Source organism: Saccharopolyspora sp. NPDC045941 (assembly GCF_056431445.1).
Genome location: NZ_JBWKKU010000037.1, coordinates 73,577 through 93,285, shown reverse-complemented (window position 1 = coordinate 93,285; position 19,709 = coordinate 73,577). Strand labels below are relative to the sequence as shown.

General features: G+C 70.5%; 20 protein-coding genes. 5 read left to right on the top strand and 15 right to left on the bottom strand.

Going from position 1 to position 19,709, the window contains the following annotated elements; genetic code table 11:
- Positions 1-9 precede the first annotated feature (9 nt).
- Positions 10-285 carry a hypothetical protein gene (locus AC07FN_RS27455; RefSeq protein WP_478398233.1) on the bottom strand — a complete coding sequence of 92 codons (276 nt, stop codon included), beginning with the start codon at positions 283-285 and terminating at the stop codon, positions 10-12.
- A gap of 83 nt (positions 286-368) precedes the next feature.
- On the bottom strand, positions 369-602 hold the full coding sequence (locus AC07FN_RS27450) for an HC3 family zinc finger protein (RefSeq protein ID WP_478398232.1): 234 nt from the start codon (positions 600-602) through the stop codon (positions 369-371).
- Between the two features lie 115 nt (positions 603-717).
- Between AC07FN_RS27450 and AC07FN_RS27445 the strand changes: the two genes are divergently transcribed.
- The 3 genes from AC07FN_RS27445 (at position 718) to AC07FN_RS27435 (ending at position 2,728) form a co-directional block, all read left to right on the top strand.
- Positions 718-1,569: a helix-turn-helix domain-containing protein gene (locus AC07FN_RS27445; RefSeq protein ID WP_478398231.1), complete on the top strand. Its 852-nt coding sequence runs from the start codon at positions 718-720 to the stop codon at positions 1,567-1,569.
- Entirely contained in the window at positions 1,569-1,763 is a 195-nt protein-coding gene (locus AC07FN_RS27440; RefSeq protein WP_478398230.1) for a DUF397 domain-containing protein, read from the top strand. Before AC07FN_RS27445 ends, AC07FN_RS27440 begins: the two co-directional genes overlap by 1 nt.
- Before the next feature lie 146 nt (positions 1,764-1,909).
- The gene (locus tag AC07FN_RS27435; RefSeq protein ID WP_478398229.1) at positions 1,910-2,728 is read left to right on the top strand and encodes a serine protease family protein; all 819 of its coding nucleotides are present in this window, start codon (positions 1,910-1,912) and stop codon (positions 2,726-2,728) included.
- A gap of 3 nt (positions 2,729-2,731) precedes the next feature.
- Here the strand turns inward: AC07FN_RS27435 and AC07FN_RS27430 are convergent, their stop codons facing one another.
- From AC07FN_RS27430 to AC07FN_RS27415, 4 genes are all read right to left on the bottom strand, one after another.
- Entirely contained in the window at positions 2,732-3,436 is a 705-nt protein-coding gene (locus AC07FN_RS27430; RefSeq protein ID WP_478398228.1) for a hypothetical protein, read from the bottom strand.
- 136 nt (positions 3,437-3,572) lie between these two features.
- Positions 3,573-5,561, bottom strand: coding sequence for a PhoX family protein (locus AC07FN_RS27425; protein WP_478398227.1), 1,989 nt, complete (start codon positions 5,559-5,561; stop codon positions 3,573-3,575).
- A gap of 133 nt (positions 5,562-5,694) precedes the next feature.
- The gene (locus AC07FN_RS27420; RefSeq protein ID WP_478398226.1) at positions 5,695-6,918 is read right to left on the bottom strand and encodes an MFS transporter; all 1,224 of its coding nucleotides are present in this window, start codon (positions 6,916-6,918) and stop codon (positions 5,695-5,697) included.
- Between the two features lie 125 nt (positions 6,919-7,043).
- On the bottom strand, positions 7,044-8,843 hold the full coding sequence (locus AC07FN_RS27415) for a HEAT repeat domain-containing protein (RefSeq protein ID WP_478398225.1): 1,800 nt from the start codon (positions 8,841-8,843) through the stop codon (positions 7,044-7,046).
- 475 nt (positions 8,844-9,318) lie between these two features.
- Between AC07FN_RS27415 and AC07FN_RS27410 the strand changes: the two genes are divergently transcribed.
- The gene (locus AC07FN_RS27410) at positions 9,319-9,726 is read left to right on the top strand and encodes a hypothetical protein (RefSeq protein ID WP_478398224.1); all 408 of its coding nucleotides are present in this window, start codon (positions 9,319-9,321) and stop codon (positions 9,724-9,726) included.
- A 181-nt stretch (positions 9,727-9,907) separates the two neighbouring features.
- Here AC07FN_RS27410 and AC07FN_RS27405 read toward each other — a convergent pair whose 3' ends face one another.
- The 9 genes from AC07FN_RS27405 to AC07FN_RS27365 form a co-directional block, all read right to left on the bottom strand.
- Positions 9,908-12,202: a LuxR C-terminal-related transcriptional regulator gene (locus tag AC07FN_RS27405; RefSeq protein ID WP_478398223.1), complete on the bottom strand. Its 2,295-nt coding sequence runs from the start codon at positions 12,200-12,202 to the stop codon at positions 9,908-9,910.
- A 71-nt stretch (positions 12,203-12,273) separates the two neighbouring features.
- Entirely contained in the window at positions 12,274-13,137 is an 864-nt protein-coding gene (locus AC07FN_RS27400) for a DUF3592 domain-containing protein (RefSeq protein ID WP_478398222.1), read from the bottom strand.
- Positions 13,138-13,172: 35 nt separating this feature from the next.
- The gene (locus AC07FN_RS27395) at positions 13,173-14,528 is read right to left on the bottom strand and encodes an MBL fold metallo-hydrolase (RefSeq protein ID WP_478398221.1); all 1,356 of its coding nucleotides are present in this window, start codon (positions 14,526-14,528) and stop codon (positions 13,173-13,175) included.
- Between the two features lie 15 nt (positions 14,529-14,543).
- A complete protein-coding gene (locus tag AC07FN_RS27390) occupies positions 14,544-14,891 on the bottom strand; it encodes a cupin domain-containing protein (protein ID WP_478398220.1) in 348 nt (115 codons plus the stop codon).
- 69 nt (positions 14,892-14,960) lie between these two features.
- On the bottom strand, positions 14,961-15,335 hold the full coding sequence (crcB, locus tag AC07FN_RS27385; RefSeq protein ID WP_478398219.1) for a fluoride efflux transporter CrcB: 375 nt from the start codon (positions 15,333-15,335) through the stop codon (positions 14,961-14,963).
- Positions 15,332-15,673 carry a DUF190 domain-containing protein gene (locus tag AC07FN_RS27380; RefSeq protein ID WP_478398218.1) on the bottom strand — a complete coding sequence of 114 codons (342 nt, stop codon included), beginning with the start codon at positions 15,671-15,673 and terminating at the stop codon, positions 15,332-15,334. Before AC07FN_RS27380 ends, crcB begins: the two co-directional genes overlap by 4 nt.
- Positions 15,673-16,116 (bottom strand): fluoride efflux transporter FluC, encoded by a 444-nt coding sequence (locus AC07FN_RS27375; RefSeq protein WP_478398217.1) that lies wholly within the window; start codon positions 16,114-16,116, stop codon positions 15,673-15,675. The genes AC07FN_RS27380 and AC07FN_RS27375 overlap by 1 nt, the downstream gene beginning before the upstream one ends.
- Positions 16,117-16,276: 160 nt before the next feature.
- Positions 16,277-17,032 carry a MerR family transcriptional regulator gene (locus AC07FN_RS27370; protein ID WP_478398216.1) on the bottom strand — a complete coding sequence of 252 codons (756 nt, stop codon included), beginning with the start codon at positions 17,030-17,032 and terminating at the stop codon, positions 16,277-16,279.
- A gap of 161 nt (positions 17,033-17,193) precedes the next feature.
- Positions 17,194-18,582 carry an MFS transporter gene (locus tag AC07FN_RS27365; RefSeq protein WP_478398215.1) on the bottom strand — a complete coding sequence of 463 codons (1,389 nt, stop codon included), beginning with the start codon at positions 18,580-18,582 and terminating at the stop codon, positions 17,194-17,196.
- 158 nt (positions 18,583-18,740) lie between these two features.
- Here AC07FN_RS27365 and AC07FN_RS27360 point away from each other — a divergent pair, with 158 nt between their 5' ends.
- The gene (locus AC07FN_RS27360; protein ID WP_478398214.1) at positions 18,741-19,676 is read left to right on the top strand and encodes a nucleoside hydrolase; all 936 of its coding nucleotides are present in this window, start codon (positions 18,741-18,743) and stop codon (positions 19,674-19,676) included.
- The last annotated feature ends 33 nt before the right edge of the window (positions 19,677-19,709 follow it).

Genomic DNA, 19,709 nt, shown 5'->3' with positions numbered 1-19,709 from the left:
CACGAGCGGTTACGGGCGCAGGTGGTGGCGTCCGGTGGGTTCGTCTGGGTCGGTGGTGGGGAATTCCGGTGGTATGCGGGGATGTTCGTGTTCCGGCCCGTGCTCGTCTCGGGTTTCGGCTTCGATGTCGGCTATGAGGTGCCAGACCGTGTAAGCGCCTTCGCCGCCTCCTGCGTGCTGCCCCGTTGTCGCGAAAGCGAGCGTCCGCGCGGGGATCTGGGTGGTGAGCATGGCGAGGATCAGCAGGTTGAACAGGACGAACGTGCTGAGCTGAATCCAGAACATGTTTTTCTCCCTATCGTTGAAGTTGGCGTTTGTGCTGGTCAGGGCTCGTGTGCACTTTGGATCGCCATAGCGATCCAAAGCACTCACGAACCTGTGGCCCACCGGGCGGTGATGCGCCGCCAGCAGTCCATGCAGGTGTCCTCGCGGATCCACTCCAGCTCTCGCGGCAGTCGCTGCACCTGCCACGCCTCCACCTGCACGCCGCAGAACGAGGTCACCGACGCATACGGCTCGGCCCGCTTCGCGGCCACGTCGAACGCATGCCGCCCGACTCCCACCGGCCGCCAAAACCAGTCCACACCAGCCTTTTCGAACAATCCCGCCTCCTGGTGCCATTTACTTGATGTGGTGCTGGCACCACTATCCCGAAGCTGTCACCTTGTGTGCAATCACACTTACGGGCGGTGAGGATCTCTCTCTAGGATCTGGTGCATGCCTGGCACCAGTAGCGGGAGTCCCAGGGCCCGCGCCCTGGGAGCAGAACTCAGAGAAGCGCGTCAGCGACAGAACCTCTCAGTGCGCGAGCTCGCTCGACGACTTGGAACATCGCACACGCTGATATCGCGCTACGAGACCGGCGCAAGGCTCCCGAGACCAGAGGATGTGGCGAGCATCCTGCAAGAACTCGGCGTCACGGGCGAGAATCGAGAACGCGCGCTGGATCTAGCCCGACAGGCGGGCGACCCGAACTGGTTGGCCCTGGGAAGCTCCGGGAGCGGTCGTCCGCTGGCGAGTTACATCGATTTCGAGCGAAGTGCCACGGAGATCATTGATGTCGCACCGCTTCTGATTCCAGGTTTGCTGCAGACCGCCGACTACGCACGGGTGGCCATGACGGGCAGTCGTTCCGGAGAGGCCGAGACCAGGCTGATGCTTCGGCTGGCTCGGCGAGAGATTCTCACCCGGCGCAATCCTGTGAAGCTACATGCCTTGATCTGCGAAGACGCATTGCGCCGCCCTTTCGGCGGCCAGCAGGTTCAGCGCGAGCAACTGCTGCATCTCGGCACGATGGCAGAAATGGCCAATGTGGACATCCAGGTGCTTCCTGCGCAGGACTCGAAGTGGAACGCGTCTTTGGTCGGTCCGTTCGTGTACCTGAGCTTCCCGAAGGCACTTCCCATCGTCCATCTGGAGCACTACAGGTCTTCTGTCTTCTTGTACGACAAGAAGTTGGTCGCGGACTACCAACGCGCGGCCGATGAACTGCGAGAACAAGCGCTGAGCTCTGACGCGTCGTTGCAGCTGATCAAAGCACTGGCCACTGAGATTGGAGAGACCCGCTGATGCTGGAAGCTGAGATGACATGGCGGAAGTCCAGCCGCTCTGGACCTGACACCAACTGCGTCGAGGTGGGCCTCGGTGTCGATGCCGTTGGGGTGCGGGACACCAAGGATCGGGATGGTGGGCACTTAGCCGTGCCGGTGCCGAGTTGGCACCGGTTCATCAGCGCCGTCAAGGGCGGCGTCTTCGACCGCTAAGGGCCTGGTCCAGCGGCGCGGAAGTGCGTTGGTGGGGCGGTTGGGTTTCTTGAGGTCGGGCTCGGCTGATCGGCATCGCCGCAGGTCGCGGGGTGTGGTATCAGGTAGCGGTCCCTTCGGCGCGGTTCGGGGAGGAGGCCGTGATCGTGAGGACTCGTTTCGCTCCCTTGGTCTCGGTGGTCGCCGTTGCCGTCCTGACGGCCGGCGGGTTCGCTTCGGCTGAGCCGCGCTGGGCCGCCTCGTCCACCGCGGCCGTGCATCCCGGCGTGCGAACCGTGACCAACTCCGCGCAGTGCACCTCGAACTTCGTGTTCCAGGGCGGGTCGAAGGTGTACCTCGGGCAGGCCGCGCACTGCGCCAGGACCGGCGGCTTCGAACAGACCAACGGCTGCACTTCGCCGTCGCTGCCCATCGGCACCCAGGTCCAGATCACCGGCGCGAGCAAGCCTGGTGTGCTGGTCTACAGCTCGTGGCTGACGATGCAGGCGATCAAGGAGAAGGACGCCGACACCTGCGCCTACAACGATTTCGCGCTGATCCAGCTCGACCCGGCCGATGTCGGGAAGGTCAACCCGAGCTTGCCCGTGTGGGGCGGTCCCAGCGGCCTGAACACCAGCGGGCTGCAGCAGGGCGACGTCGTGGTGACCTACGGCAGTTCGAAGCTGCGGGCCAGCGTCGGCGACCTGAACGCGAAGGCGGGCACCTCGCTCGGCGATTCCGGCGGCGGCTGGAACCACACCATCTTCACGGTCACGCCGGGCATCCCCGGCGATTCCGGCAGCGGAGTCCTGGATTCGTCGGGGCGCGCGGTGGGCGTGCTGTCCACTTTGAACATTTCCGCGCAGAACTTCGGGAGCAACGGCGCCGGCGATCTAGCGCGCGAGTTGAACTACCTGCACGTGCACTCGTCGCTGCGGAACATCTCGTTGGTCACCGGAACCCAGGAATTCCGCACCGTCCGGTGACTTTCAGATGGCCCGCCACCAGGGCTCGGCTTCGGTGCTCGGGAACATGCCCTCGCCGAGGACCACCCGGAACGGGTTCGGGCCGATCACCGCCCAGGCGTGCTTCGCCCGCTCTGCCGGGAAGTCCGCGCTGGTGACCAGCTCGAAGAGGTCGTCGAAGGCATCCGAGAACAGTTCGCTGAGGTGCTCGCCGAGCCGGTCGTACGCGCCGTTGCGCAGATGTGCGGCGAGCGCGTCGAGGTCGATCTCGTCGAGCATCTGAGCCGTGGACGGGTCGTCGGTGAGAAGGTGCTCGGCCGCTGCCAGGCAGAGCTCGCGCAGCTCACCGGAAACCTCGACGACGGACGGCATCGTGCTGAACGCCGCCATCAGGTCGCCCGGGTCCTGGTGCGGGAGGCCCTTCGCCTTGCCGTGGCAGTACGGCACGAACTCCGGGAACTCCATGGCGTGCGCCGCCTGCGCCACGCGCAACCAGAACTCGGTCGGCAGCTCGTCGGCCCGGCCCGCCTCGTCGGCCCAGTGCCCCACGAAGTGCAGCGCGTTCATCCAGAAGTGGTTGTACCCGTCGTCGATGCACTCCGCGATCTCGACGGCTTGCCCGCTGTCGTCGAGCAGCGACTCCGGTACGAGTTCCGTCGCCGCGGTCAGGTGCTCCACCAGGTTCCCCCCCGGGAACACCAGGTCGGCGGTCAGCCAAGTCGGGTACATCCGGCGCCCCTCTCCCGCTGCCGACCGCCCCGCGGGCCGGCATGCCGAGGTTGAGACGCGCCACCACGCGCCGCAGTTCCGCTGTTATGCCGGCCGCGCCGCGCCGCCGGTCAGGGGCGCGGCGCGGCCGGGACGATCAGCGCCAGACGGCCACCACGGAGGGACGGGGTTGGCTGGCCCCGCCGTCCGGCCAGTGCGAGACCGGGTTGTCGGCGTTGGCCCCGTCGACCTCTCCCGGGTGCTGGGCCGAGACCATGATCAGGTCGTTCTCGATGATCGGGCCGCAGGCTTCCGCGCCGCGCGGGACGCTGATGAACTGCATCACGTGGCCCCGTTCCGGGCCTTCCAGCGGCACGGCGTAGAGGCCGTCGTTGGCGCCCAGGGCCTCCGACGAGTCGGTGGTGATCCAGAGGTTGCCGTGGCTGTCGAAGGCCACGTTGTCCGGGCAGGCGATCGGGCTGACCTGGGACTTGTCGAAGCCCGCGAAGTACGTCGCCGGGTCGTTGGGGTCGCCGCAGACCAGCAGCAGGCGCCAGGCGAAGCGGGTGTTCGCCGGGTCGTCGTCGAGTTCCAGGACCTGACCGTGCTTGTTGCTGTTGCGCGGGTTCGGCTCGTCGGCCGGTGCCTTGCCGGTCGCCCCGCGGTCCGAGTTGTTCGTCAGCGCCGCGTAGACGCGGCCGGTCTTCGGGTGCGGCTGCACGTCCTCCGGGCGGTCCATCTTCGTCGCGCCCACCTTGTCGGCCGCGAGGCGTGTGAAGACGTAGACCTCTTCGGCGGTCATGCCGGGCACGAAGCTGGTGTCGTTGTGCGCCAGCGGAATCCACTCGCCGGAGCCGTCGAACTCGCCGTCCGCCGGGAGCTTGCCGGATCCGTCGATCTCGTCCGGGCTGTCGCCGGTGAACTTCGCGACGTAGAGCGTGCCCGAGTCCAGCAGCGACATGTTGTGCCGCCGGGCGTGCTTGCTGCGGCCCGGTTTCATCCGCTGGTCCGAGACGAAGCGGTAGACGTACTCGAACTTCTCGTCGTCACCCATGTACGCCACGACCCGGCCGTCGTCGGCGACCCGGATGTTGGCGCCCTCGTGCTTGAAGCGGCCGAGGGCGGTGTGCTTGACCGGCGTCGATTCCGGGTCGTGCGGGTCGAGTTCGATGATCCAGCCGAACCGGTTCGGCTCGTTGACCTGCTTGGCCAGGTCCCAGCGGGAGTCGAAGCGCTCCCACTTCCGCTCGCTGGCGGCGCCCTTGATCCCGTAGCGCGCCAGCCGCTCCTTGGTCGCCGGGTCGGTGATCGAATCGGCGTTGGCGAAGTAGAAGTGGATGTTCTCCTCGCCCGAGAGGATCGTGCCCCACGGGGTCACACCGCCTGAGCAGTTGTTCATGGTGCCGAACGATCGCGTGCCGGTCGGATCCGCCGGAGTTCTCAGCAGTTCGCTGCCCGCCGCCGGGCCGCGCAGCTCGAACGGGGTGTTCAGGGTGATCCGCCGGTTCAGCGGGTCGAGCACCGGCTTCGGCGCGCCGTCGCCGGTTTCGAGCACCACGACCGACAACCCGTGCGCGGCCCAGGCGATCCGGACCTGCTGCTCGGTGGGGTTCTCCGGGTCGTAGCCGCGGAACAGGAACTCCTCGGAGGTGTACTCGTGGTTGTTCACCATCAGCCGCCGGTCGTCGTCCAGCGGCAGCAGCGCGCAGAAGTCGTTGTTGTAGCCGAACTGCCGTTCCTGGGCTTCCGGGGTCTGGTCGTCGAAGTCGAACTCCGGGGCATCGGGCAGGATCGGGTCACCCCATCGGATCACGACCTGCTGCTGGTAGCCCTCCGGCACGACGACGGCGTCTTCGCTGTTCGGCCGCACCGGCGTGAAGTCCAGCCCCGGCGGCCGGCCGGGCGCGGCGACGGCGGGCCGTCCGGCGAGGCCGGGCAGCACCGCGGCGGAGGCCGCGACCACCGCACCGGCACGCAGCAAACCCCGGCGGGACAGCACGTTCTGCAGCAGGTCGCCGAAGTACTGGTTCTCCGTCGGGTTCGGCGGGTGCTCCGCGCACTGGTCGCCGCAGCGGTACCGGCAGGTCACCCGCGCCCGCCCGGCCGACAACAGCGGTAGGAGTCGACGTTCGCCCGGCTGTGCCACCGCAACCTCCCAAGCTTGATCGAGAAATGGCTAGGAGCGTATGACACCACCAAAAGAAGGCAAACACTCTTCGAAAACTCGGCGAATTCTCGAAGAGTGCTTGCTCTATCGGGTTATTCAGTTAGGGGACGGGTCAGAACTCTTCGCCGACCAGTGCGGCTTCGGCGGGAACCGAGCGCGTGTTGGCCTGGGTGCGCAGCTCCGCGAACAGCAGGCCCGCGGCGATCACGCACAGGATCGCGCCGGCCGCGAACGGGGCGTGCTGCGAGCCGAACCACTCGGCCACGTGCCCGACCAGCGTGGCCGCGGCCGCCCCGCCGAGCCAGCGCAGGAAGTTGTAGCCCGCGCTGGCGACCGGGCGCGGCGCGTCGCTGATGCTCATCGCGGTTCCGGTGAACAGGGTGTTGAGCAGGCCGGAGGCCAAGCCGCTGAGGATCACCGCGACGACCACCACGGGCTTGGAACCGAACGTCATGACGCCGAGCAGCACCGCGAAGATCAGCACCGCGAAGATGGTGCCGCCGACCTCGCCGAGCCGCGCCGCGAGCCGCGGGGCCAGGAACACGCCGGCGAGGGCGACGCACAGGCCCCAGCCGAAGAACACCAGGCCGACCGCGATCGCGCCGAACTCCAGGACGAACGGCGACCAGGCCAGCACGATGAAGAACGCGGCGGTGTAGAAGGCGGCGCCGAGCGAGGTGCGCAGCAGGCCGCCGTGGCGGAGCGCCCGGATCGGGTCGAGCAGCCGGACCTTGGTCCGGTCGGCGCGGTCGCCGTCCTTCGGTAGGAAGCCCGCCGAGAGGATCAGCGCGATCGCCATCAGCACCGCGGTGCCGGCGAACGGCCCGCGCCAGGAGATGTTGCCCAGCAGGGCGCCCAGCAGCGGTCCGGTGGACAGGCCGATGCCCAGCGCCGCCTCGTAGAGCATGATGGCGGCCCCCTGACCGCCGCTGGCGGCGCCGACGATCACCGACAGCGCGGTGGCGATGAAGAACGCGTTGCCGAGACCCCACACCGCGCGCAGCGCGACGAGCTCGCCGATCGAGCTCGCCATCGCGCACGCGAGCGTCGCCACCACGATCAGCACCAGCCCGGTGACCACGGTCCGCTTCGCGCCGAAGCGCGCGCTGAACGCGCCGGTGATCAGCATCGCCAGCACCTGCACGCCCAGGTAGGACGAGAACAGCAGGGTGACCTGTTCGGGGCCTGCGTTCAGCGCCTCTGCGATCGAGAGCAGGATCGGGTCGACCAGGCCGATGCCCATGAAGGCGATCACGGCGGCGAACGCGGTGATCCACACCGCCTTCGGTTGTCCCTTGAAAACGTCGAGTAACCGAACGTCGTGCCCGGCGCTCATCGGTCGCCACCCCTCGCTGAACGGAAGCAATTCGTTTGCAATGCTAACAAGTTTTGGTTAGCGGAACAAACGACGATGAGCGAGCTCACTCTCGGTGGAGGCCCGACCGGCCGGAATCGCGGTGCTCAGGAGCTCAGAGCCGCCTGCGCTGCCGCCGCGATCACCTCCTCCTCGTGGTGCTCGGCGAGGACCGCGAGGATCTCGCCTGCGCTGTTGTGCTCCGTCCTGGCGATCTCCGCGATCAGCTCGACCTGCGCGGGCCCCGGCTGCCTGCTGAACTCCGCGAGGAACAGGTCGACGTCCTCGTCCAGCGCCGCCGCCATGCCGTCCAGGGAGAACAGCAGCTCATCGCCGGGGCGAACCACGTTCTCGGTGCTCGCGGGGCGGGACTGCAGCCACATCCGCGCCGCCGGGCCGGCTACTGGATCCTCGGCCAGCTCGCGCACCGCCGACACGCCCTCGGCGCCGGTGTGCTCCAACAGGCCCAGCGCCGCCAGGCGGATCGCCGGATCGTCCACGCGCCGGAGCAGCTCCGACAGCTCCGCGCTGGCCTGCTTCGCACCGCGCTGCTCGATCCACCGCGGGATCAGCACCTGCTGCACGTCGGCCGGGGTGTCCGCGGCCACCAGTGCCAGCAGCTCGGCCGGGTGCTGCACCAGGTCGTCCACAGTGGGCACCTGGAAGCCGAAGGCGCGCAACGATTCCCGCGCCGCCCACAGGCCCGGCGGCATCAGCTCGATCATGGTGCGATCGGCGGCGACGCCTGCGGGCACGGCGGATTCCAGCACCTCGATCTCCTCCGGCGCGGTGGTGACGTGGCAGCGGACCGCCAGCATCGCCTCCCACTGGGCGAGCACCCGGCGGACGATGCCGCGCACGGCCTCCCGGTCGCTCGGCTCTCCCGCGTCCAGGAGATCGCAGGCCATCGACACCACCAGCTCCAGCGGCACCGCGTCGGTCCGCGAGTACAGCACGCTCAGCGCGGCCTGGACGATCTCCGGCAGCGCGTCCTCGTCCTCGGCGATCCCGTCCAGCTCGGCGTGGAACACGTCGTCGATCAGCACGAAGCACTGCCAGAGCCGGGTCCACAGCAGTTCCGGTTCCGCCAGCAGGGGTTCCGCGATCAGCGCGGGCACCAGCAGGTCTCCGGCCGGCCGGAGAAGGCCCGCCCGCTCGGCCCACTCCAGCAGCAGGTCGGCCTCCTCGACGCCGGACGCCTCGCCGAGGGCCGCGGCCAGGTCGCCCACATCGGACGGATCGCGGCCGGTGCCGAGCCATTCCAGGACGGCGCGCATCTGCCGGACGACCGGCGAATTCGCCGCGATGGCCCGGTGCGGCTCGACGTGGACGAGATCGACCGGCGGCAACCAGAGCGCGGGCTGGTCCGGCGGCTCCTGCGCGTCCCGGCGCTCGATCTCCTCCAGGATCTCGCCGTCGAAGTCGATCTCGTCTGCGTCCACCGCGTCGAAGAACTCCGCCGCCGACCCCGGATCCTCCGGATCGAAGCCGAGTTCGTGCATCGTCGTGTCCCAGAACTTCGCCGCCGACCACTCGGTCGGCTCCGCCATCGCCGCCAGGTAGTCCGGCACGGCCCGCTCCACCGCCCCGTGCAGCTCGGCGAGCGAGCCGGGCGAGGTGAGCAGGCCCGCCGCGGCCAGGAAATCCAGCCACTGGTGCAGGAAATCCGGCACCAGCGACCACTTCGGCACGAGCAACCGGCGGGGCACCACTTCGACCAGGAATCGCACCAGGTCTTCTTCGGTCCAGCGGGCCAGCAGCCCGTCCCTGGTGAACTTGTCGTCCAGCAGGCACCCGGCCAACCAGCCGGCGTCGGACTCCGGTCGGCTGCGGGTGAACGCCGCGACCAGTTCGCCGCGCGCCGCCTCGAACCGGCCGACCTCGCCGTGGATGAAAGCAGTTCGCATCACGTGCTCCTCTCGCTCAGGTGTGCGGATCAGGTTAGGTAGCACGCCGAGCGGCGGCGGGGAGCCAAGCGAGTTGGGTGCGCGTGTCGTGATCCCCTGAACGGGCGGTATCTAGGTATGGCCCTCGGTACATGTCCCGCTTCGGCACCAGGGTCTTTCGGCCCATGCTTTCGACACGTCCAGAAACGGACGGACCGCTCGGGACACCGGTGGTCGAACGGCGAAAGCCGCCGGAGCGACCGCGGCCCACCCGTTCGTCCCGGCCAGGGTCGACCCCGGATCCCAGCGGCGTTCCCGCACCAGGGAGGAGGTTCCACTTGACCGGACAGCAGCTACTTGCCCCAGCTGCCTGTTGTTCGGCCCTCCCACCGGCGAGGCGGGTGCCACCCGTCCGACTAGGCGGCAACGGAGCCGCCGCACCCACCTCGCCGGTTCACCATCCCTCGATTCCCCGAAGGCCCCGCGAATAGTCGACATGAACAGCTCTTCCGAATACCGCTCCTACGGTTGGTGGGTCGAGCACGACCCGAAGTCCGACCGCACCACGCTCATCATCGGCGGCCGCATCGGCGCCCTGCGCATGCCCGCCGAATTCGCCGCCCGCGTGCACCAGGTGCTCGCCATCCACCTCCAGGCCGGACCCGTGCTGGTCGACGGCGCCGACTGGGTGCTGCTCACCCAGCCCGGTGGCCGCGACGAACTGCCCGAGGATCTCGACACGGTCGTCGGCGTGCCGGCTGGCGCCCGCCTGGCCCTGCCGCCGCTGGACGACCCGAGCTGGATCAGCCCGCCGCGCGCGGACCGCCCGGCGCCGAGCCGGCAGGTCGTCCTCTCGTCGGCCCGCCGCGCCCGCGCCGACGCCGAGCTCGCCATGACGGCCTGAGCCCGGACCGCGATGAGCGACTAAGCGTGGAGTGAACGGCCTGTTCGCCTCGGAAGGAGAGGTGAACGGCCTGTTCGCCTCATCCGCCCGGCTTCGATGGATGCCCGATGGGATGGAGTGAACGGACCGTTCGTCCCGATAGGCGCGGTGAACAGGCCGTTCACCTCAACTGCCCCTCACGTCACGGCTGTTCGGCCACCCAGACCGCGATCTGCGCGCGCGAGGTGGCGCCCAGCTTGGCGAGGATGTGCTCGATGTGGCTGTCCGAGGTCCGCTTCGAGATCACCAGCTGCTCGGCGATCTGCCGGTTCGACAACCCCTGCGCGACCAGCCGCGCCACCTCGCGCTCCCGCGGCGTCAGCCGCACCGGCTCTTCCTCGGAAGGCGCGGGCGGGCGCTCGCCGAGCGCGAACCTGATCAGTTCGTCCAGCGTGTACTCCGCGCCGCGGCTGCGCTCAGCGCGGAGTTCCGGCGTCGGCAGGGCGTTTCGGATGCGCGCGTCGGCTTCCGCGTGCCAGCCGAGGTAGCGCTCCAGTCCGAACAGGTAGCGGCCCAGCGGCCGCCACAGGTGCACCACCGCCGAGCTCAGCCGGGCCGCGCGCGCCACCCGGCCCTGGGCCGCCGACACCCACGCCTCCAGCTCGATCGCCATCAGGAGCCCTGGCACGTCGTCGAACAGCTGCTTGATCCGCAGGCATTCGTGCACGTGCGCCAGCGCGCCCGGGAAGTCGCCCTGCCGCCAGCGGGCCAGCCCGAGCACCAGCTCGGCCCACGAGCGGCCCCACAGCTCGCCGTGCTCCTCGCAGATCTCCCGGCACTCCTCGCACAGCTCGACGGCTCGCTCGCAGTCGCCGCGGAACACCGCCAGCAGCGCCAGGTTCGGCAGGCTGAGTAGCGCGACCCCGTCGTGCTGCAGCATCTCCCGCCGCTCCAGCGCTTCGGCCAGCCGGGACGTCGCCGCCGCGTTCTCGTTGCGCAGCAGGTCGACCAGCCCGGCGATGTGCGAGGTCAGCGCCAGCACTGAGTCGTACTCCGCCCGCCGCGCCGCGTCCCGTGCTTCGGCGAGCAGCGAGCGGGCGGCTTCGGTGTCTCCCTGCAAGGCGCTGACCAGGCCGTTCGTCGTCAGCGCCCGAGTCCGCTGCTGATCCGGTTCGGACACCGCCCGGAGCATCTCGTCGAGCCAGTACCGGCCTTCCCGCAGCGAACCGCCGCCCGCCCAGAAGAACCGCAGGGCCGCCGCCATCCGCAGGCCCTCGTGCCCCTCGCCGGGCTCGGTGCGGCAGAAGTCCAGGGCGGTGCGCAGGTTCGACCGGTCCTGCCGCAGCCGGGTCAGCCACTCCACCTGGTGCGGGCCGAGCCATTCCGCGTCGACGTGCTCGGCGAGCAGCAGGAAGTGGTCGCGGTGCCGCCGCCGCAGCGCGAGCTCCTTCGCGCCGCCGAGCCGCTCGCGCCCGTACTCCCGGATCGTCTTCAGCAGCCGGTAGCGGGTCCGGGTGACGGGCTGGTCCTCCTTGACCAGCACGGACTTCTCCACCAGGCCCGCGACGCCGATGAACACGTCCTCGACGGCCACGCCGTCGCCGACGCAGACCGCCTCCGCCGCGTCCAGCTCGAAACCGCCGGTGAACACCGACAGCCGCGCCCACACGGCCTGCTCGGTCGGCGAGCATAGGTCGAAGCTCCACGCGACCGCCGCGCGCAGCGTGCGGTGGTGCGGCAGGCCGCTGCGATCGCCCAAGGTCAGCAGCCGGTACCGGTCGCTGAGCCGGTCGAGGATCTCCTCCACCGACAGCGACCGCATCCACACCGCGGCCAGCTCGATGGCCAGCGGCAGGCCGTCGAGCTGCCGGCACAGCCGGACCACCAGCGCCTCGTTCGCCGGGCCGATGGCGAATCCCGGCAGCACCGCCGAGGCCCGGTCGGCGAACAGCTCCAGCACCTCGAAGCCGGTGGCGCGCTGCACCACGTGGCCTTCCCGGTCCACCCGCGGCATGACCATCGGCAGCACCGGCCACACCCGCTCTGCGGCGAGCGCCAGCGGCGCGCGGGAGGTGGCGAGGACGCGCACCTCGGGGGCGGCGGCGAGCAGGTCCCCGACCAGCGGCACGCACTCGTCCAGCAGGTGCTCGCAGCCGTCGAGCAGGACCAGCATCCGCTTGTCGGCGAGCTGATCGGCGAGCACCATCTCCGGCGGCAGGTCCGAGGGTTCGAGCCCGAGGCTGGTGACCAGCACCTGGGCGAGGTCGTCGCCGGGCAGGACCTTGCCCAGTTCCACCAGCCAGATGCCGTCCGGGAAGGCGCGGCGCAGATCGCGCGCGACGCGGAACGCCAGCCGCGACTTGCCGACCCCGGCCACTCCGGTCAGGGTCACCAGCCGCGAGGCCGACACCAGCCGCTTCACCTGCGTGATCGCCCCGCGGCGGCCGACGAAGCTCGTCAGATCGTCGGGAAGTCTGCCCACCCGCCGGGTTGTCATGGCGGCCACCCGTGCTCGCCGAACACTTTGTCGCCACCGAGTGTAGGCCCGGGTTCCCCCGAACGGCGGCGTCAGAAGTGCAGCACCGCCCAGGTCATGATGCCGCCGACCGCGCTGAACAGGCCGCCGAACAGCAGGAACGCGAAGCCGGCCAGCTCCGGCCCGTCGCCGGCCAGCAGGATCCGGTACGGGTCGCGCGGGTGCTGGCGGACGGTGATCCCGGTGCCCACCGGGATGCGGCGGATCAGCCGCCCGCGCCCGCTGGGCGCCTCCAGCACCTCGCCGGTCGGGGCGGTCCAGCGGACCACCGCGTGGTGCCGCGTCATGCCCTGCGGGCCGGTGCTGGTCGTTTCGCCGATCACGACGCCGCGGGAGCGCGGGCCGGTCTTGATGCGCAGCGTGGCGAGGATCCCGGCGACGCCGACGGCCAGCACGCTGCCGCCGACGCACAGGAAAGCCACCCCGAACAGGACGCCGTTGTCCATCAGGTCGTCGGCGGTCATGCCTCGCAAGAACGCCCAGAGCGCCGCCAAGCCGACGGCCAGCACGACCGCGCCGATCAGCGCGAAGACCACCGCAGGCCCGCCGTCGTGGCCGGGGAGGAAGATCTTCGACGGGGCGGCGCGGTCGTAGTGCACCAGGACTCGCCGACCGGGGATGAACGACGTGTGGGTCTTCGAGATCTCCGACTTCGCCCGGTGGGTCCGGCCGTCCTCGGCGACGAACTCGATCACCGGCGCGTGCTGGTAGCTGCCGCCCGAGCCGTCGTTCGACGACGACCACCTGCTGTCCTGGGCGACCACGATCCCGCGCGCCCGGCCGCCGTGGCGGACCAGCCGCCGGTTCCGCCGGATCTGCCGCGCGCCGCCCACCAGGAAGACCGCGCCGAGCACCACCGGCACCAGCTCGGGCAGCACGCCGAAGTCGAAGTCCACGCCCGATCAGACTCGCGCCGGGCGCCGGCGGTTCCTCAGCGGTCGGACACCAGCGGCAGGCCGGCCCGGTGCGCGGCGGCGAACTCCTCGTCGACCAGCACCACCTCGCGGCCCGCGCGCGCCAGCAGCGACGCCGCCGCGGCGGCCCGGTACCCGGCGCTGCAATGCACCCACACAACCCCGTCCGGGAGCTCGTGCACCCGGTCGCGCAGCTCGAAGAGCGGGATGTGCACGGCGTTCTTGAGGTGGCAGGCCCGCCACTCGCGGCGCATCCGCACGTCCAGCACGACCGTTCCCGGGCCGGCTTCGGCGAGGTCGTCGAACGTCGCAGACGGCAGGTTGCGCACCAGGCTCGGGTCCGCGGCGAGTTCGTGCGGATGCCCGACCGCCGCCATCGGCCGCTCGATGCCGATGCGCGCCAGCTCGCGTTGCGCGGCGGAGACCTGCTCCGGCGATTCGCCGACCAGCGTCAGCGGCGCGCCCCGGTCGGCCAGCCAGCCGAGCCAGGTGGCCAGCGGCCCGTCCAGGCCGAGGCTGATCGTGCCCGCCAGGTGCGCGCGCGAGAACGCCCGGCGGGACCGCAGGTCCACCACCCAGTCGCCGACGCGCAGCCGCCGGGCCAGCTCAGCCGGCCGCACCCGGGCCGGTTCCCGCAGGTCGACCGGCTCCGGCCCGGCCGCGTTCCGCGCGCCCATCTGCGCGTAGTACGCCGGGAACGCGTCCAGCGCGGACAGGGCGTGGTCGACGAATTCGTCCTCGCCGAGCCGGAACGCGGCGTTGACCTTCTTCTGCTGGCCCACGGTCGCGGAGCCGCCGGACACGGCGTCGGCCGAGCAGTAGCTGCCGAAGCCGTGCGTCGGCCAGATCGCCGCGTCGTCCGGCAGCACCTCGGCGAGCTTGCGCACCGACGCGTGCTGCTGCCGGGCGAGCTCCTCGCTGTGCTGCTGGCCGAGCAGATCGGTGCGCCCGGTCGAGCCGAACAGCAGCGAGCCGCCGGTGAACACCCCGACCACGCCGTCGGGCTCTTCGAGCACGTACGACAGGTGGTGGAAGGTGTGACCGGGCGTCGCCAGCACGCGCAGCCGCATCCCCGGCGACACCGCCAGCACGTCGCCTTCGGCCAGCGGGCGCCGCGCGAACGACACCACGTCCGACGCCGACACCCCGTACTCCGCACCGGTCAGCCGGCACAGCTCCAAGCCGCCGGAGAGGTAGTCGTTGTGGATGTGCGTCTCCAGCACGTGGGTGATGCGGACCCCTCGGCGACCGGCGACGGCGAGCATCCGGTCGACGTCCCGCTGCGGATCCACCACGGCCGCCACCGCGCCGTCGGTGACGAGGTAGCTGCGGTCGCCCAGCGATGAGGTCTCGACGACTTCCACCGCGACCATGACACCACCCGCGGGTCAGCCGGACTTCTCGTCGCGGCCGTGGACCTGGGCCGGCGGGTGCGTGGCCTCGACGGCGGTGAACGTTTCGAGGATCTTGTAGCGGTGCTCGGCGCCCCTCGGGATGATCCACGAGTCGCCCGGTTCGAGCAGCACCGTCTGGCCCTCGCTATGCAGCTCCGCGCGGCCGCTGATCACGTATCCGGCCGTCTCGTAGTCGCGGGCCGCCGACTGCTTGTCCACGCCCGGCGGCTCGTCGCGCCACAGCCGCATCGCCAGGCCGACTCCTTCGGCGAGGTAGTACTGGCCGAGGGCGCCGCGCGGTGAGTGCGCGCCGTCCACCTTGATGATCGTGGTGTCGCTCATCGGATCCCCCTCCCGTGCCCGTTTCGCCTCGATTCTCCCGCCGCTGGGGCGGTCGGGCAGCGCGGCGGGTCAGCCCCAGATCGCGGCGGCCAGCACCACGCCGAGCACGCCCGAACCGATCCCGGCGAGCGTCGTGACGACCACGTTGAGCACCGCGAACAGCCGCGCGCCGTCGAGCAGCAGCCGGACGGTTTCGTAGCTGAACGTGCTGAAGGTGGTCAGCGCGCCGCAGAAACCGACGCCGAGGAAGGTCTGGAGCACCGGGATCGGCATGCCGGAGAGCGCGACGCCGGCGAGGAAGCCGAGGATCAGCGAGCCCATCGCGTTGACCGTCACCGTGCCCCACGGGAAGCCGGTGTCGTGCCGCGCCTGCACCCAGCGATCGGTGTGGAACCGGAGGCACGCGCCCAGCGCCCCACCGAGCGCGACCAGCACGAACGTCACCGCCGCTCCTTGCCGGCGTAGCGGATCACCTCGACCTCGTCGAGCAGCACCAGGCCGTTGGTGACCAGCCCGTCGAGCTCCGGCAGGAAGCTCCGCACCCGCTGCTCGTCGTCGACGATCACCACCGCGACCGGCAGGTCCTCGCTCAGCGACAGCAGCCGCGCGGTGTGGATCGCCGCGGTCGCGCCGAAGCCCTCGACGCCGCGGAACACCGAGGCGCCGGCCAGCCCGGCGTGCCTGGCCCGCAGCACGATCTCGTGGTACAGCGGTTTGTGCTGGTAGGTGTCGCCTTCGCCGACGATCGCGGTGAGCCGGAACGCCTCGCCCTGCAGCCGCATCACCGATCACCCCGTCCGAACAGGCGCGCCACCGAGCGCGCCGCGAGAACCCCGACGAGCACCGCGAGCAGGCAGCTCAGCACGGTCCCGACCAGGTAGGCCAGGGCGAGCGCGGGCTGGTGGTCGAGCACGAGGTGCAGCGCGTCGACGACATAGGTGGAGAACGTGGTGAACCCGCCGAGCACGCCGACGCCGAGGAACGGCCGGACCAGCCGGTGCGCGACGACGAGCTCGGTGATCACGTGCATCAGCACCCCGATGGCCACGCAGCCGATCATGTTGACCAGCAACGTCGACAACGGCCCCGGCCACGCCAGGGAAGCGCCGTAGCGCAGCAGCGAGCCCAGCACGCCGCCGGCCGCGACCACCGCGTACACGTCCCACGCGGCCCTGGCCCGGGGCTTGCGCTGCGGCTGCAGCTCAGCCGGGAATGCCGAACTCATCACGCACCTCACCTGTTCCGGTGCGAAACGCTACCTCGCTCCCCGGCGGACGTCGCCGTGGCCAGGTGATCACCGTGGGCAGGGTGGGTGATGGCCGCAATTTCCATTGAAATCGAACCTTCGATTTCAATGGAAATTGCGGTGATCCGGGACGGGCTGGCTACGCGCCGGCTCGGGTGGCGTTGGCGTTGATCGCCGTCCGGACGTACTCGGCGAGGCCGGGCACGAGCTTCTCGAAGTTCGCCGCGAACCGCTCGTCCGCCACGTACATCTCGCCGAGACCGCGGTGGATCTCGTAGGTGCAGTCGTAGCACCAGCGCGTGATGTGCCCGCGGTGCGCCTCGGCGAGGTCCATCGCCGCCTCGCCGTCCGGCGCATGCCCGGCCCGCATCGCTTCGGCGAGCCGGCGGCCGATGTCCTCCTGCTCGGCCATGAACCGCTTCCAGTCCGCCTTGGTGAAGCCGGACATCTTCTGCTGGGACTGCCGGTAGGCGTCGGTGCCGCCCCAGCGCCGCTCGGCCTCCGCGGCGTGGTCGTCCGGGTCGAAGTCGCCGAACAGCTCGAACTTCTCCTCCTGCGTCAGGTCGATCCCCATCGTGTTCGCCTCCATCTCGCGTTCCACCGCCGCGACCATCCGCTGCAACCGCTCGATGCGGGCCAGCAGCAGCTCGTGCTGCCGCTTCAGGTGCGCGTGCGCGCCACCGTCGGCGAGGATGCTCGCGATGTCGTCGAGGCCGAGGTCGAGCTCCCGGTAGAACAGGATGCGGCGCAGCCGGTCCAGGTCCGGGCCGGAGTAGCTGCGGTAGCCCGCCGCCGTCCGGCCGCTGGGGGTCAGCAGGCCGATCTCGTCGTAGTGGTGCAGCGTCCGCACGGTCACCCCGGCGATCCGGGCCGCCTCGCCGACCGAGTAGCTCATGGTCCTCGCCTCCTCGGCACCGAGCATGCGGCCTCACGTGACGTGAGGGTCAACCCGAATTGTGCGGGGAGGACGGGGTGTTCTCGCGCGAAACCGGCGTTCGCACGCCCGGCAGGCGCCGCTTTCGCGAAAACGGCGCCTGCTTCCAGTGGCGAACGCAGCTAGACGTTCTCGCCTTCGGTCGTCGACGGGGGCTTGATCAGGAACGACGCGACCAGCGCCAGCGCCGTCACGGCCACCGAGATCCACAGCGCCGTGTGGTAGTCGCCGCCGTCGACGGTCGGCGCGACGATGCCGATGCCCAGCGAGGCACCGATGCCGAACGCCGCGCCGTTCATGCCGGGCAGCGCCCCGGGGCTCTCCTTCGGCGAGAGCACCACGCCGAGCCCGCTGAGCGTCGTCATGACCAGGCCGTTGTAGCCGATGCCGAGCCCGATGAACGCGGCGAAGACCAGCCACCGCGAGTCGGCGAAGGCCGCGGCGAAGACCAGCGAGGCGATGCTCAGCGCGAGCCCCACGCGCAGCACCAGCCGCCAGCCGACGCGCGGCGCGAGCCAGCCGGCCAACGGCCCGGACGCCAGCCCGATCACCGCGGGCGGCGCCAGGAACATCAGGGCCGACAGGGTCGCGTTCATGCCGTAGCCGAGCTGCTCGTCCTGGCTGAGCAGCACGACGGTGAAGTTGATCGCGCAGAACACGCCGGTGAGGGCGAGCAGCGTGGTCGCCACCAGCGGCCACACCTGCCGGGACCGCAGGTGGCGAGCGGCCATCAGCGGCTCGCCGACGCGGTTCTCGACCCGCCAGAACACGGCCAGCAGCACGGCGCCGCCGATCAGCAGGCCGAGCGCGAGCGGACTGAGCCAGCCCTGGTCGTTGCCCTGGCTGATGCCGAGGTTGAGGGCCGCGAGCGCGCCGGTCAGCGCGACCGCGCCGGCCCAGTCCATCCGGCCGCCGGTGCCGGCGTGGGTCTCGGGCACGAACCTGCCCGCCAGCAGCGCGGCGATCACGCCGAGGCCGAGGATCACCGCGAACACCGCGCGGAAGCCGACGGTGTCGGCCAGCGCGCCGCCGGCCAGCCCGTCGAGGCCGCCGACGCCGCCGTTGATCGCGGTGACCAGGCCGAGGGCCTGGCCGAACTGCTTCGGCGACAGGACGTCGCGCAGGATCAGGTAGGTGAGCTGGAACGTCGCGCCGGACGCGCCCTGCAGCACCCGGGCCGCGATCAGCACGCCGATGTTCGGCGCGAGCATCGCGATCAGCGAGCCCGCGGACATCACCAGCAGCGAGGTCACCAGGACCTTGCGCCGCCCGACGTGGTCGCTCAGCCGCGACAGCACGACGCCCGCGAGCCCGCCGATCAGCAGGAACATGGTCTGCGACAGGCCGACCAGGTCGGTGGTGGTGCCCAGGGTGCGGGCGATGTCCGGCATGGCCGGGGTGACCATGGTGGCGTTGAGCTGGAAGCTCACCACACCGATGATCAGCGCTGTGAGCACCAGCCCGGTGCGTTGCCGCGTTGCCGCGGGCCGATCCACGACGGACCCGACCATGATCACTCCCATAGTGATGGAATCGATTTCCGTAGAAGGTAGGCATCGGTCGCTGGAACGTCAACGATTCGCCTAACTTTTTGTTGAAACAGCTGATAGAACTAGATCCAACTGGTCGGATAACGATTGCCGTGATTCAACCCGAGCGAGGTGGCGACTTGGCCAAGATCATCTTTGATGGCGACTACGGGATCGACGACGCGCTCGCGACGCTGTTCCTCCTGGGCCGGGACGACGTCGAGCTCGTCGCGGTCGGCACGGTGCACGGCAACGCGCCGGCCGACGCTGCCGCCGCCAACGCCCTGCAGGTGCTCGACGTCGCCGGTCGGCGTGACGTCCCGGTCGCCGTCGGCGCGCAGCGCCCGCTGGCGCAACCGCTGGACATCTCCGCGCTGGTGCACGGCGAGGACGGCCTCGGCGGACACGCCAGCCCCGTGCCCGAGCTGCGGCCCGAGCCGGTGTCGGCCGCCGAGCAGCTCGTCCGGATCGCGCGGGAGCTGCCCGGCGAGTGCACCGTCGTGGCCACCGGGCCGCTGACGAACCTGGCGCTGGCGCTGCTGCTCGAACCGCGGCTGCCGGAACTCGTGCGCAACGTGGTCGTCATGGGCGGCACGACGCGGGAACCCGGCAACATCAGCCCGTTCGCCGAGGCCAACATCTGGCACGACCCGGAGGCCGCCGCGCTCGTGCTCGGCGCGGGCTGGCCGCTGACGCTGGTCGGCCTGGACGTCACGATGCGCACCTGGCTCGACCAGTCCGATGTGGACCGGATCGCCGCGGCGCCCGGCCGCAAGGCCGAGTTCGCGCACGCGATCCTCCAGCACTACCTGCAGTTCTACCGCGGCAGGCACGCCCGGCCCGGCTGCCCGCTGCACGACCCGAGCGCCGCCGTGCTCGCGGTGCGGCCCGATCTCGCGCGCTGCGAGAAGGCCCCGGTCCGGGTGGAGCTCCGCGGCGAGCACACCCGCGGCATGCTCGTCGTCGACCGCCGCGAATTCTCCGAGCCCGACGGCCCGCTGATCGACGTGGCGGCCGAGATCGACCGCGACGGCCTCGTCGCGGAGTTCCTCACCGGCCTGCTGGAGCTCGTTTGAGGACTCGTTTTGCGTGGCGGTGCGGGTGGCGGC